The sequence below is a fragment of the Burkholderia sp. E168m15 genome (assembly GCF_016586105.1).
GTDB lineage: Bacteria > Pseudomonadota > Gammaproteobacteria > Burkholderiales > Burkholderiaceae > Burkholderia > Burkholderia orbicola.
In genome coordinates, this window is sequence record NZ_BCPO01000162.1 from 1 (window position 1) to 13467 (window position 13467).

Sequence of the window (13467 nt, forward strand, 5' to 3'; positions counted from 1 at the left end):
GAACTAACGTCCTATGACCGATGCAACAGTGATCAAGAAGAGCAAGAATCCGAAGGCACCGAAGGTGTTTCCCGACGAACTGACGATCAGTTGCTTGCCCAGGTTCAGGGCAAGAACGCCGAGTCAATCCTGGGCGAATCGGGGCTTGGCCGGCCAGCTCAGGAAGCAGTTGGCCAAGCGCATGGCCGAGATGAGCCACCATCCGGAAGCCGGGACCGAGCAAGGCAAGGCCGGCAACCACCGCAATGGCACCCGCACCAAGACGTTCCTCACGCCCCAACGGCGAACTGAAGCTGGATATTCCGCATGACCGGCAGGCAACGTTCGAACGGCAATTGGCCGGCAAGTATCAATGCCGGCTGCCCGGCTTCGACGATCACGTCATCAGCATGTATGCACGCGGCATGAACGCACGCTTGATTCAGGGCCATCTGCTGCGACTGAGCTTTGCGGACGTCGATTTCCTGAACCCGAATCTATCGAAGAGGCCGCGGGACAAACTCGCCCGCACGTTCACCGCGGAGCAGGCTCAGGCGATTCACTCCTTTGTCGAAGCCCTACCGATAGAAATCGTATCGATGGTCATCCACTGCGAAGGTGGCCATTCACGGTCATGCGCCGTCGCCTTGGCGCGCCATCGGCTATATGGCTATTAAGCGGATCGTGCATCTTTCGCACGCCACCCCTGCAATCGTCCGCATCATGATAGGAAATGACCGTACAACTCATCGCGAGCGGCAACGAGCCCGTGGCTGATACGTTTCAACAACCGCGCCCATTGCCCCGCAACAGGCAGCGACATGCCGTCATGTCTTTATTGAACCGAGAGTTTGGGACGACATCAGCTTCGGCAGTGACTCACATTTACATTGGCACAAATCGTTCTCTAATGCGACCTGCTTACCCATCATCGTCATCGCGCGTGGCGAGCCGTCGCTTATGATGACACCCGTCGTGCCACAGGCGGGACATTGAACCGGGGCGCCCAGATAAGCGAAAGGTTGGCCTTGCAACGAGGTGCCTGCGATACCGTCGACCACAACACCGTTGCGATCAGTTTTATCGCCCTGACGAATGAACCGGCGACTCATGCTGTAAGGCCGTTGGACGGCGTCGCAGCATTGCACGCCCGCTCGATATCGTCCGGCCATACCGGTTCGCGGCAAGTCAGTTGGGCGAGCCAATGCAATAGGGATTGAGAGAATGCGGGAAGTGCCCCGACCGCCACCACCAGCCACACTATCGGATTGCCCGACTTAAGTAGGCCCGAGGTTCCGTCGAAATTCAACCTCAGCGAATTGCGCAGGGAGGCTCCCTTCGGCAGGAACTCGGTCACCGGGGGCAGCGAAGCGGGGCCTTCTTCCATAAATCGCCGGTAGAACTCAAAGTCCTGGTAGAGGACTTTCATGACCTCCTGTCCCCCGACGCTTCCCTCATCAGACGACAGGACAACTCGCGTTCCCATCGAGAATGTATCCTTGACCATCCCCTTGTCGTCAAGAACCAGGCAACGAACCACGCGCGGCGCCGTGCGCGTGGGGCCGCTTCTGGGCTTGCGTTCGACGTACAGGAAGGCGCTATCCCAGGGTACCGATACAACCCCGCCAGGGCCATTGTGCTTGAACGCGTAAATCATGCGGTCACGCCGGTTAAACCGGACGGGCTTGCAGGTGTAATTGAAACAGTCGCGTGTCAATGCCCAAATGCCAATTCCCGAGAAACCGAGCGCGACAAACAAGAAAAACGAAAGCACTCCATAAATGAGCCCCAGTTGTCCCCGCTGCTCGTAGATAGGAGGTACATGAGTCATCATCCAAAGAAGGGCCGCCGTGAATGCCAACGAACCGAGCCCCGGTAACATAAACGCAAAGACCCCCCAGCCCTTCTCCGAATAGTTTCCGTCTCGGACCTCTAGGCAAGTATCGCTCATCGAGAATACTGAACGCTCATCCTTAGCCGTGTCAGACGCAGGCTGTCCGATTGCGAGGCGGGCAGCCTGCTCCTCCTCGCTGACCGGCCGGTTCAGGCGGTACCACGAGAGTCCGTCAAATGCCATCTCTTTTCTCCATCACGAAAGCATTGCCGTAAATGCCTTTTGGTCTTCGGCCAGAGTGGGGAACCGCTCTTTGGCCTCTTTCAGCCCAAAAAAACATCGCTCAAGCCACTCATCCACTTCCTTACCCTTGAAGTAGTTGATGAGGATACCAATAAGGGCAGCGATAAGCAGAAGCGGCAGGGCCACGACCGCTGCAGCGGATGCCGAAAGGAATATGACAGAGTAAGCGAGAGCAAGACCGACAACCGCTGATGCGGCATCCAGGATAAACATCGTCACATTACCTTCCTTGAAATCCTGCACGGCATGATAGATGTCAATCGCAGCAGACACGAGCCCAACCACCGCGCCGCCGTACCTCCCCGCGACGTTGAGGAAACGTTCTAGTCGAAGCCAGCCTGTACCCAACTGAGCCCCAGCCTTTCCGACGGTGTCAATTGCAGCCGAACCATATTGCGCAACACTCGCCACGAGTCCACCAATGGCGTTGTCGAACTTGATGCCGGCCTCCGATTGATTGAACCGATTCGCCTTCTTCAATTCTTCCCGAGCAAAGCGAAGATTGATAGCACTGAATATCGCCCCGATGCCCGCAAACCCAGGCTCCCCCTTCGTCATGAGCCTAAATTTCGGCATGTAAATCGTCTCGACCACGTCGGGTGTCAACGTCGCACTGGCCAATTTCTCGAAGCCGGGTTTGGCTTTGACGCCAGCCAGGGCAGCTGCCTCTGTCGCCGGGCTTTCGACTGGCACGAACTGCTTCGCCTTAATTTGCGGGTCGGCGCCTCCGCCTGCATTGGCTTTGTCCTGAAGCTGCTTTTTCAGGTCCTGGACACTGATTTTCTGCCGGCCCGGCATCACTTCCTGCATCTGACGGGCGATGTAGTTCACCCATTGGTTTACCGAACCGTATACGACCTTAAACTCGAACAGCTGTTTCGTTCGCATGCACAGAGTCGCATACAGCACTTTGGTTGCAGCCGTATCTACACTCGCGCTGATAGCTTCGGCCACGGGCCCACCTGTCTCATGAAGAAGCCATGCTAACGCCTTCGCAACAGCAACTTTGATGCCCTTATCCTTCGACTCTTCCACGCCCTCTATCTTGCTGTACGACTCTATGAGCTTCGCGACGAACTCCCTCAGTTCCATGTACGGATAGCCGGACGCCTCCTTGACCTTCTCAGCCAGCACCGGGCTGTTTAGGACGAACGCCCGCAACAATGGATTGCGAGTATCAGATACGCTGCCTTTAGCCCATTTGACGAGCACATCGACGGCATTCTTGCGGTCAGCCGAGCCTTCGATGCATCGTGTAAATGTGTTGGTATAGTTCAGCCCACATCTCCAGCTTCCCGGCTCGTAATCCGACTCGAAAACGTTCAGCAATGCGGCACTGGACAGCCACGCCTGATGGTCTTGCGACAGCGGTATAAGCGTGCTCGCCTGCTCCGACTTCATCGCGTTCGCCATCTGTTGCCGAAAGTCGACGATAGCCTGCTGCCGATAGTGGGTCGTGTAGGGCTTCCATGCTTCCGGTCCGGCTGTTGCAAGTTCAGACTCCTTCTGCGCCTCAATGCTTTTGAGCCGCTTCTCGAGCGCCTTGCCACCATCGAACAGAGCCCCGAGGCCCATGCCCTCATAAGTATTGGCTTCCAGCATGCCGGCGGCACGTTCCACGTCCTCTTTCGCCGAAACCGCGACCGCCTTTTGCAGCGCGTCGATTGCGCTGGCGGCCCATATTCCGTGTTCATACGGCGCAAGCGCTGCGCCGAAAGCAACGCGCTGCTCAAAATTGAGTTCCTGCGTGATGCCAACCGGGTCCCACAACGCGAAGAACAGCCCCTTGTCCGGCAGTATGGAATCCATCGCCTTTTTGAGGGCCGGCTGCTGCCCGGCACGGTCATGGTACGGAAAGCAACCGGTAACGAGCGCATCGGGACGACCGCCCTTGTATTCGCTCAGTAGCCCCTCGAGATGGTCCAGGCTATCCGCGTGCGGCTGGTTCATGCTGCCGTTATACCAGGCGGTTGCATCGAACTTCTGCATCCGCTTGTCACGACAACCCATGAAGTTCTTCGCGTAGGTGTCGCGGACTTTCTGTGTCCAAAGCTCATCGCTGAACGCCAGATACACGGTTCCGGCATGTTCTGCATCTTCAACGGTGATGCATTGAGCCAGTTGCGCATGCCCAGGTTGGTGGCAGCTGAACGGTTTCTCGAAACTACGGTCGAGCTTGATGCCGACCGGATAGTCGTACAAGTATCCTTCCGCCGTAACCGCGTATATCTGCCATCGCTGTGTCTTTGGATAGAAGATATACACGTAGCCGTAGCGCAGGGTGCGCAGCGTGTACTTTGCCTTTTTGAGCGCGATGCCGACGACGCCGTCGCCAAACTTTCCGCCCATGAGCGACATCGCGCCAGCAGAGCTGTGAGCCTTGGAGTTGGCCACGACCCCGTAGCGGACAGGCAGAATCGGCAATCCCTTCTTCTTGCACATGTTGCATGAATTCGGCGCACGCGAGCTGGTCTGCATCGCGGACTGCGTGAGCTGCGAAATACTCGCAAAATTCGTGTCGAGTGCCATTCTTTATCTCTCTCGTGCCGCCACCCGGGCTCATTGATATTGGATGCTCTCGCGAGCAATCGCTTCCCAGTCTGCCGCGCTCCAGTTCGCTACCGCTTCAGCATACGGGCCTTTCCGCGGCGCCTGCAGAATGGCCCGAACACGCGGGTGACGGTCAAAGCAGGGGGAAACGAGTGTGCCGTGAAGTGCAAAAGCAAGCAGGTCCCCACCGGCGAGCCCATGAGCCTCTCCTTTTGCAAGTTGCGCGTCGAGCAGCGCCGACATATCGGGACGAGGCGCCGTACCATTGCAACGGAGTAGGTCAAGCCCGCGCTGAACCAACTCGATGCGCGCAATTCGTGCGTGCTGGTCCGCAGTAACCGCGAAGGCGGCTTCCGGTTCGGCCGCGCCGTTGACCACCGTCCAGCCGCTCACGGGGTCGAGGTACGTCCACGTTGCAACCGGCCCCAGAAGCGCATCCATCTGCTCGGCCTTCAAGATGCGACCCAAGTGCGGAAACACGCGCGGGTCGTAGTAGCGGAAGACCGCATCGCCCGAAATCGGCGCCTGCAGTATCAACCGGTTCGACAGATGTTGCTGAAGCCGGCCCGTCGCCTTTCCGCATTCGAGAATGGCGCAAACGACTGGCGGCAAGCCATTCTCAAGGTCCGATTCGGCACGTTCTCTCAACGCTGGCAATTGCAGTTCGGGATGCTCCGCACAGTACAGCACGGGCGCCACGCCCTCGAGTTCGGGACGCGCAGCGGGAACCAACTCACCGACTTCATAGGCCGGCGGCACACCAGGCAACTCGGGCTTCCCGTTCACGACTTCGACGATAACGTAGTGAACCATACCGACCGCCCTACACGAGTGCCGAGCCGGCCTGGGCCGCGGCTGCGAACTGCTGGGCGCACGACTTTGAAGGCGCAAGCTGCGCCGACGCGCTATCGCCCGCCGGGCCATCGAAGATGAGCGGACTGCCCTTGACCTCGACCAGCCCCGGCGCATGGATGAAGATTTTACCTTCGGCGATACGAATCGATGCGCCGCCGGCGGTAAGGGTGATTTCCTTCTGGGCTGTAACGTTCACCGAATCGGAAGTGGACACGACCTTTACAGTCTTGTCTGCCGTAAGTTCGATATTGTCCGACTGCGCCTGCACTTCGACCTTGCCTTTGCCGGCAAACAGCTTGATACCGGCATTCTGCACGAAGAAGCTTAATTTCTCGCCAATACTGGCAATCCACGACCTCGCCACCGAAACGTAGGTGCTCTCTCCGCTAACCAAATTGACGTGCTGGGTAGCTGCTGCGTGGAGCGACTTCTGCGTCGACAGGCCCATGTCAGCCGGGCTCGCAAGCAACATGACAGGTTGCGAAAACGCATTGGCGCTTCCGGTGCCGCCACCCGCTGTCCTGCCGCCCGCCATAGAGCCCTGTGCATCGCTCTGCGTCGTCGCAGCGAAGTCCTTGATGGCGTCCTGAGCATCGTCCAGGGTCTCGGCCTGGCCGTCAGCTGCCGCGAGTGAGCGATGCTGAATCACGCCGCTCGAATCGATAAGGTGTTGCGTGGCTTCCTTCACATCCAGCGGCTGACTCGACGTGCCGCCGCGGGCGTAGGTCGATACGTAGAGCCCTCGTCCGGCCCGCAGGGCACCTGACGCCTCGGTCTTCAGTTCGAAGCCCGTGCCAAGGTAGTTGCCGCGCGTATTGCCGCTGTGGTCGATGAGATAGCCGATGTGAAGATACGAATTCGCCGTCGAGCTGAAAAGCTGCGCCCGGTTCTGCGACGTGGAGTCGTCGAAGACGAGTTGATTGAAACCCTGACCGCTGTACTCCTGCGACTTGAAACCGGACAGCAGGCCGTTCGAATGCCAATGTGGCGTGTTGACAGAGTGAAAGAGCACTCCACTGACGACCGGCCGGTCGCAATCCCCGTCGAGGTAATTGACGGCCACTTCCTGCCCGATTCGAGGGACGAACACACCGCCGAATCCCTTGCCGGCGTGCGGCAGTATTACCCGCATCCAGCACGATGACGTCTCGTTATTGCTCCCCAGACGGTCCCAGTGCATCTGAGCCTTCACCCGGTTCAACTCGTCCGTGTATACCTCCTCACCCGCCGGTCCCACGATAGTGGCGGTCTGCATATGCATGACCGGCTTTCTGTGCTCGAATGGGCTGCGGAATGGCACCGAGCGGCGCTGGACCTCGATTTCGGCCAGCACGAAACTTTCATTGCCTAACGGGTCCTTCGATACGAATGCGGCCTGCCGGTCCTTGTATTCGGCACGCAGACGCGACAGGCGTCGCTGCAGGCTACCCGGAAAGGGGCGGCTGTTGCCCAGCGGCAGATTGTTCTGGATAGCCCAACGCACGCCAAGAATCGCGAACTCGCGGTCCTCAGGCTTGTCTGCGTCGTGCTCGGGATGGTCTTCGAGCGTGAACCATCGACCGGCGTCCATGCACGGAACACTGCCCACCCCGAAAAACCGTTTGCTGCGCGAGGCCATCTCTTCAAGCCGAATTCGCATAGCGCGCTCGCCACGGTCGTAGGACTCGCCGGTGACCGGAAAGCTATAGTGGCCCGCGTATTCGTAGACTTCCAACTCCTGCGGGATATCGCCTTGGTCAACCGTGGACCGGTCCGCCCGCTGCAACGTGCGCGCTGGACGTTTGTAATCCGCCGTGCTGAACGCATATCCGACGCTTTGCGTCGTACGCTCGCCGCTCCATTCGACGAGTGTGCCAGCCTGGCCGTCTCGGTCGCCGCGATAGAACGGTACTCGCTGGGTAGCGAGCGCTTTGCAATTGAAGAGGTCGTCGGTCACGACAATCGTATGCGACTTACCGTCCTCTGCATGCTCGACATACGTGAACCATCCCTCCGACTCCATCAACCGATGGACGAAATTGTGGTCGGTTTCGTACTGAGTACAGTACGAGCGAACCGCGCCCGGGTCTTTCACATCGAGCCGGAAATGACCGCGCGCCGGCGAATGGCCGCTGAACACTTTAGTCAGGATGTCGGCGGTCGTTAGGTCCTGGAAAATGCGCGCGTCCTTGCGGTACTGCAGAAAGCGCATCCACGACGAAAACGAAAGCTGATAGTAAGTGAGTCCCCCGTCCGCTCCGAGGCGTCGCGTTGCATGGACGTAGCCATGCCAAGGCAGGTACGACTCGTCGGCTTGACGCACCCATAATGTGACAGGTTGCGCCATCAGCTTCTTCAAATGAAGCGCGCGCTCCCGGGACACGACGTCCACTGTGAGCTCGAAATCCCGGCCCACGCGCGATTCGCCCATGGCGCGTTGCGGCAACAGTACCTTCGCCCCGAGGGGCGTTTCCAGGACGAGCGCTCGGTTCGTCTGCTCGATACCCGCGTCAAGCATCAACGAATTGGGCAACCTACCCATTTCGAATATCTCCTCTGGAGGAAAAAATGAACGCGCATCGGAGGCGGCGCGAAAGGTCGAAAGAGATTTTGCCACAACGACCTATCCGCTTTGATAACAAACGTAAAAACAATCTCCCGACAACCGACATCATTTTATGTTTCAATGCTTTTTAATCCTTCGCCTCGGCAATACTGGTATTTCTTACATAAATTAACGCCGAAACAAGCAGCGGATCGACTTTGGCGCTATCCAGGATAGAAACGCCTGGTCGCGTCGCCTCCTTCAGGAGCATGTGCGATTCTACAAAATGCACGCAAAATTGGCCTCCGAGCAACCATGTCGAGTTACTCGATTTTGCTGATGAACGTTGCCACCGAGAGGAAAGACCTGTTAGAAATAACAGGCCAGCCAAATTTTATGGAGCATTGCAACCTCGAGCGCGACGAAGACCGACATCGCATAAGGGCTCGTGTATTGCGCATCCGCGTAGAGACGGAGATTGCCGGTTTGCACTGCGGGCTCCTTGTTCTGGATTGTTGTGTGTTACCGCTGCACGGTCATTCGGTGGCCGGCCAACGATAGCCGATCACCTCATGCAACGGATACGCAAGTTCCCGAACCTCTTCCAGCTGGTTGCCGCCAAACAGGTGAACGTGTTCGGCATCGTGGCGCAGGTAGAAACCGACGTGCCCTTTCCAACTCGTCGGATCGTCGCGCGTCAGGATCGCGATGCAGCCGTAGACCGGGCGCTCCAGCGGTTTGCCCCATTCCAGCCACGAGCGCGCGAGCGCGGAGCCGGTGCCGCGGAATCCGGCGTGCGCCATGCACCAATTCACGAAGGACGAGCACCACGAAATCTTGTCGTCGTAACCGACCAGGTTCGTCTGGTTGTTGTATTCGACAATGCGCGGGTTGACACTGCCCGGCGGGTGGCGGCGGATGCCGAGTTCGGCCAGCGCGACGGACATCCACGGCGGATGGGCAGCTTTTACTTTGCTCTCAGGGTTTGATAGGGTCACGTCGTTCTCGGGTACGTGTCGGTGCTGTTTCGCGCAATCTTCGCACGAATACGGCGAGCCCATAGCACCCTTCACGGCGAGCGATTTTCGCCGGGTCCGCCCGTATCATGGAGGCAGCGCCCTCTCTGATTCTCTCCCCGCCATGCGCATCACGCCTCTCCCGCCCCTGCAGTGCCTCGTCGCGTTCGAAGCCGCCGTGCGACACGCGAGTTTCACGAAAGCCGCCGCCGAACTGCACCTGACCCAAAGCGCGATCAGCCGACAGATCCAGCAACTCGAGGAATTCCTCGGCCGCTCGCTGTTCGTGCGCGAGCACCGTTCGCTGCGGCTGACGATCGCCGGCGAGCAATACGCGGCGCAGGTCCACCATCTGCTCACGCAATGCGCGGAAGCCACGCACGACGTGATGAAACCGTACGGCGATCTCGAACTGACGATCGCGTGCTCGTCCGGCGTCGCGCTGCTGTGGCTCACGCCGCGGCTGCCGAACTTTCGCGCCGCGTATCCCAACATCAAGCTGCGCCTGATCGTGCGCGACGGCCTGGCATCGATGTCGCCCGCGGAATTCGACGTCGGCGTCTACTACGTGCGCCAGCAGGCGCCGGCCGAATACACCGCACGCCGGCTGTTCGACGAGGAAGTGTTCCCCGTCTGCGCGCCCGGCTATCTCGCCGGCCGCACGCTCGATGCGGCCGATCTCGCGAACGAAACGCTGCTGCGCCTCGAAGACGGCCAGCGCCAATGGATGTCGTGGTCCGAATGGTTCGACATGAACGACGTCGACCGGCAGAAGGCGCAGCCGCAGGACATCACGATCAACTCCTATCCGCAGATCGTGCAGATGACGATTCTCGGTCAAGGCGTGTCGCTCGGCTGGCGCTACATGATTGACGCCTGCATCGAAGCCGGCCTGCTCGTGCGCGTGACGGAAGCGTCCGCGAGCCACGGCGGCGGCTATTACGTGATCTCGCCGAACGACCGCGCGCAGAACCAGGCCGCCCGCCTGTTCACCCGCTGGCTGTTCGAACAGGCAGAGCAGCAAACCGGGGCCTGACTGCCCCGCGCGCGACGCATGCGTGCAGCGCATGCAGGCATGCGAATCTTTCGTTTCAGAAAAAATTGCGGCTGTCCTTAGCATGGGATTCACGCGGGGCAGCCGCCCCGTCTTCTGACCAAGGAAGAGACCATGCAAGGAACGCTTTCCCCGCGCGCCGCACCTTCCGTCGATGCGGCGGTGCAACAGCGCCGCCGCGCCATCGTCGCGACCGTGATCGGCAACGGCCTCGAATGGTTCGACTTCACCGTCTACAGCTTCTTCGCGGTGATCATCGCGAAGCTGTTCTTCCCGACCGGCAACGAACTGACGTCCGTGCTGCTCACCGTCGCGACGTTCGGCGTGGGCTTCTTCATGCGGCCGGTGGGCGGCATCGTGCTGGGCGTCTATGCCGACAAGGTCGGACGCAAGGCAGCACTGTCGCTCACGATCCTGCTGATGGCGGCTGGCACCGCGCTGATCGGCATCGCGCCGACCTACGAACAAGCCGGCATCGCCGCGCCGCTGATGATCGTCGTCGCGCGGCTGCTGCAAGGCTTCTCGGCCGGCGGCGAAATGGGCGGCGCCACCGCGTTCCTCACCGAATACGCGCCGCCGGAAAAGCGCGCGTATTACTCGAGCTGGATCCAGTCGAGCATCGGCTTCGCGGTGCTGCTCGGTGCGGCGACCGGCACGTTCGTCACGACGTCGCTCGACACGCAGGCGCTGCATAGCTGGGGCTGGCGGCTGCCGTTCCTGCTCGGGATCATCGTCGGGCCGGTCGGTTACTTCATTCGCAGCCATATCGACGAGACGCCCGCGTTCAGCGCCGTCGAATCGCAGGCGAAGGAAAGCTCGCCGCTGAAGGAAGTGCTGCACACGTATCCGCGCGAGACGTTCGCGAGTTTCTCGATGGTGATCCTGTGGACCGTCTGCACCTACGTGCTGCTGTTCTACATGCCGACCTATTCCGTGCGCACGCTGCATCTGCCGCAATCGACCGGTTTCACGGCCGGCATGGTCGGCGGGCTGATGATCATGTGCTGCTCGCCGATCGTCGGGCGCCTCGCCGACGCGTGGGGACGGCGCGTGTTCCTGTCCGGCTCCGCGCTCGCGATCCTCGTGCTCGCGTGGCCGATGTTCTCGTGGATCAACCATGCGCCCGGGTTCGCGTCGCTGATCGTGTTCCAGGCCGTGTTCGGCGTGCTGATCGCGACCTATACGGGGCCGATCCTCGCGGCGTTCGCGGAGCTGTTTCCGACCAAGGTACTGTCGACCGGATTATCGGTTGCGTACAACTTCGCGGTGACGATCTTCGGCGGGTTCGCGCCGTTCCTGATAACGTGGCTCATCGCCCGGACCGGCAGCAACATGGCGCCCGCGTTCTACGTGATGCTCGCGGCGGCCGTCAGTTTCGTCGGCACGCGCTTCGTGAAGGATGCGAAGCTTGCGGCCGCAACGACTCGATAAGGATTTTTACCCATGACCATTACCGTGCTTCAAGGCGGCAACGTGCTCGACCTCGAACGAGGCGTGTTGCTCGAACATCATCATGTCGTGATCGAAGGCGAGCGGATCGTCGAGGTTACCGATCGGCCGGTGGATTTGCCGAATGCGCAGGTGATCGACGTGCGCGGCAAGACCGTGATGCCGGGGTTCATCGATTGCCACGTGCATGTGTTGGCGTCAAATGCGAACCTGGGCGCGAATGCGACGCAGCCGAATATTCTCGCGGCGATTCGGTCGCTGCCGATTCTCGATGCGATGTTGTCGCGTGGGTTTACCAGTGTGCGGGATGCGGGGGGCGCGGATTGGAGCTTGATGCAGGCCGTTGAGACGGGGCTGATTCCGGGGCCGCGGATTTTTCCGTCGGGGAAAGCGTTGTCGCAAACCGGCGGGCATGGGGATTTCCGGCCGCGCGGCGATGTGCTGGAGCCCTGCTCCTGCTGTTTCAGGACGGGGGCGATTGCGCGGGTCGTCGATGGCGTTGAAGGCGTGCGGCTCGCCGTGCGTGAGGAGATTCAGAAAGGCGCGACGCAGATCAAGATCATGGCGTCAGGCGGCGTGGCTTCGCCGACCGATCCGATTGCGAACACGCAGTATTCGGAGGATGAGATTCGGGCGATTGTTGATGAGGCCGAGGCCGCGAATACTTATGTGATGGCGCATGCGTATACGGGGCGAGCGATTGCGCGGGCTGTGAGATGCGGTGTGCGGACGATCGAGCATGGGAATTTGGTGGATGAAGCGGCGGCGGCGCTCATGCATGAGCGGGGGGCGTTTGTGGTGCCTACGCTTGTGACTTATGACGCGCTGGCTAAGCATGGGGCGGAGTTTGGGATGCCTGCCGACTCGGTGGCGAAAGTCGCTTCCGTGCAGCAGAAAGGACGCGAGTCGCTCGAGATCTATGCGAAAGCCGGCGTGAAGATGGGGTTCGGGTCGGACCTGCTCGGGGAAATGCACGCGTTTCAGTCGGGGGAGTTTCGGATTCGGGCGGAGGTGCTTGGGAATTTGGAGGCGCTCAGGTCGGCGACGACGGTGGCGGCGGAGATTGTGAATATGACAGGGGAGCTTGGGGTTGTGGCCGTGGGGGCGATCGCTGATCTCGTCGTGCTGGATGGGAATCCGCTCGAGGATATTGGCGTCGTGGCCGATGAAGGCGCGCGGGTCGAGTATGTGTTGCAGCGGGGGGCGGTTGTGAAGCGGCGGGCTGGCGGGCGGTGATGTTTGATTGAAGCCGTTCAGCTATTTTTGCAGGCGCGGTGCGGCATCACGGGCCTTGTGGTCGTGACAGTTGTTGACGGTGGCTGAAGGTATGAGTCGCGGCGTTCGCGGCAATGGCCAGGGCGGTGCCGCCCCGGCGGTCAGTCGCATTCGGGAGACGCTTGCGTTTCACTTGCTAGAGCCGAATCAAGCGGCCCTTGCAGTTGTTACAGCGGCGGCGGTACCCAATCAGGATCGTGGTACGGCTGCTCTCGCAGCGCCAACTGGCTGGAGTCCGGCGAGATCGTGATCAATCGGTCAACATCGCTGACTCTCAGATACACGCGGTCGCCCGGCTTGAAGCCGAAGATCTTGAGATCAATGTCGATCGCCTTCATCCACGGCAGGTACGGCCAGCCACGCTTGGGAAGGTCCGGGTAGTTGCGCAGGACCAGCTCAAACGTCTTCTGCATGTTGACGGGTTTGTTCTTTCTACGACGTGGCTTAGTATTGGCGTCAGCCATTTCCGACTCCTGCGTTGAGTTGGTGGTGGTCAGCGGGTCGTATGGGTTGCCGCCCATGCGGCCCGCGCTTCTTTGGTACCTCGGGTTTCCCCTTCTTTCTCCCCTCTTCGCTGGGTCTTGTTGGGCAAGACCGCTTTCTTTCGACCATCGGCGCGGAAGGGACT

The 13467-nt window shown here is 60.1% G+C and carries 10 protein-coding genes and 1 pseudogene; 4 read left to right on the forward strand and 7 right to left on the reverse strand.

All coding sequences use genetic code 11. The features are described from left to right. Positions 1-13 precede the first annotated feature (13 nt). Positions 14-444, forward strand: a pseudogene (locus JMF86_RS23810) (transposase); the annotation flags it as partial. 362 nt (positions 445-806) lie between these two features. On the opposite strand, the gene JMF86_RS23820 reads toward JMF86_RS23810, so the two are convergent. The 6 genes from JMF86_RS23820 to JMF86_RS23845 form a co-directional block, all read right to left on the reverse strand. Further along, complete coding sequence (locus tag JMF86_RS23820) at positions 807-1091, reverse strand: PAAR domain-containing protein (RefSeq protein ID WP_011548257.1); 285 nt, start codon at positions 1089-1091, stop codon at positions 807-809. Next, positions 1088-2056, reverse strand: coding sequence for a DUF6708 domain-containing protein (locus JMF86_RS35110; protein WP_011694664.1), 969 nt, complete (start codon positions 2054-2056; stop codon positions 1088-1090). The genes JMF86_RS23820 and JMF86_RS35110 overlap by 4 nt, the downstream gene beginning before the upstream one ends. Positions 2057-2068: 12 nt before the next feature. Then, entirely contained in the window at positions 2069-4645 is a 2577-nt protein-coding gene (locus JMF86_RS23830; RefSeq protein WP_011548259.1) for a T6SS effector BTH_I2691 family protein, read from the reverse strand. 30 nt (positions 4646-4675) lie between these two features. Further along, positions 4676-5479, reverse strand: a complete 804-nt coding sequence (locus JMF86_RS23835) for a DUF4123 domain-containing protein (protein WP_011548260.1) — start codon at positions 5477-5479, stop codon at positions 4676-4678. Between the two features lie 10 nt (positions 5480-5489). Further along, positions 5490-8042: a type VI secretion system Vgr family protein gene (locus JMF86_RS23840; protein ID WP_011548261.1), complete on the reverse strand. Its 2553-nt coding sequence runs from the start codon at positions 8040-8042 to the stop codon at positions 5490-5492. A 539-nt stretch (positions 8043-8581) separates the two neighbouring features. After that, positions 8582-8992 carry a TIGR02594 family protein gene (locus JMF86_RS23845; RefSeq protein WP_041489415.1) on the reverse strand — a complete coding sequence of 137 codons (411 nt, stop codon included), beginning with the start codon at positions 8990-8992 and terminating at the stop codon, positions 8582-8584. Between the two features lie 193 nt (positions 8993-9185). Between JMF86_RS23845 and JMF86_RS23850 the strand changes: the two genes are divergently transcribed. From JMF86_RS23850 to JMF86_RS23860, 3 genes are all read left to right on the forward strand, one after another. Further along, positions 9186-10097 (forward strand): LysR substrate-binding domain-containing protein, encoded by a 912-nt coding sequence (locus JMF86_RS23850; protein WP_011548264.1) that lies wholly within the window; start codon positions 9186-9188, stop codon positions 10095-10097. 132 nt (positions 10098-10229) lie between these two features. Next, a complete protein-coding gene (locus JMF86_RS23855; protein WP_011548265.1) occupies positions 10230-11546 on the forward strand; it encodes an MFS transporter in 1317 nt (438 codons plus the stop codon). Between the two features lie 12 nt (positions 11547-11558). Next, positions 11559-12800, forward strand: a complete 1242-nt coding sequence (locus JMF86_RS23860) for an amidohydrolase family protein (protein WP_011694663.1) — start codon at positions 11559-11561, stop codon at positions 12798-12800. Positions 12801-13006: 206 nt separating this feature from the next. Here JMF86_RS23860 and JMF86_RS23865 read toward each other — a convergent pair whose 3' ends face one another. Continuing rightward, positions 13007-13303: a hypothetical protein gene (locus tag JMF86_RS23865; RefSeq protein ID WP_011548267.1), complete on the reverse strand. Its 297-nt coding sequence runs from the start codon at positions 13301-13303 to the stop codon at positions 13007-13009. Positions 13304-13467 lie beyond the last annotated feature (164 nt).

Excerpts from the sequence above, each read along its gene's own strand:
- JMF86_RS23855 (WP_011548265.1), top strand. The coding sequence starts at position 10,230 with ATGCAAGGAACGCTTTCCCCGCGCGCCGCACCTTCCGTCGATGCGGCG.
- JMF86_RS23840 (WP_011548261.1), bottom strand. The coding sequence starts at position 8,042 with ATGGGTAGGTTGCCCAATTCGTTGATGCTTGACGCGGGTATCGAGCAG.
- JMF86_RS23835 (WP_011548260.1), bottom strand. The coding sequence starts at position 5,479 with ATGGTTCACTACGTTATCGTCGAAGTCGTGAACGGGAAGCCCGAGTTG.
- JMF86_RS23845 (WP_041489415.1), bottom strand. The coding sequence starts at position 8,992 with ATGTCCGTCGCGCTGGCCGAACTCGGCATCCGCCGCCACCCGCCGGGC.
- JMF86_RS23850 (WP_011548264.1), top strand. The coding sequence starts at position 9,186 with ATGCGCATCACGCCTCTCCCGCCCCTGCAGTGCCTCGTCGCGTTCGAA.
- JMF86_RS35110 (WP_011694664.1), bottom strand. The coding sequence starts at position 2,056 with ATGGCATTTGACGGACTCTCGTGGTACCGCCTGAACCGGCCGGTCAGC.
- JMF86_RS23830 (WP_011548259.1), bottom strand. The coding sequence starts at position 4,645 with ATGGCACTCGACACGAATTTTGCGAGTATTTCGCAGCTCACGCAGTCC.
- JMF86_RS23860 (WP_011694663.1), top strand. The coding sequence starts at position 11,559 with ATGACCATTACCGTGCTTCAAGGCGGCAACGTGCTCGACCTCGAACGA.
- JMF86_RS23865 (WP_011548267.1), bottom strand. The coding sequence starts at position 13,303 with ATGGCTGACGCCAATACTAAGCCACGTCGTAGAAAGAACAAACCCGTC.
- JMF86_RS23820 (WP_011548257.1), bottom strand. The coding sequence starts at position 1,091 with ATGAGTCGCCGGTTCATTCGTCAGGGCGATAAAACTGATCGCAACGGT.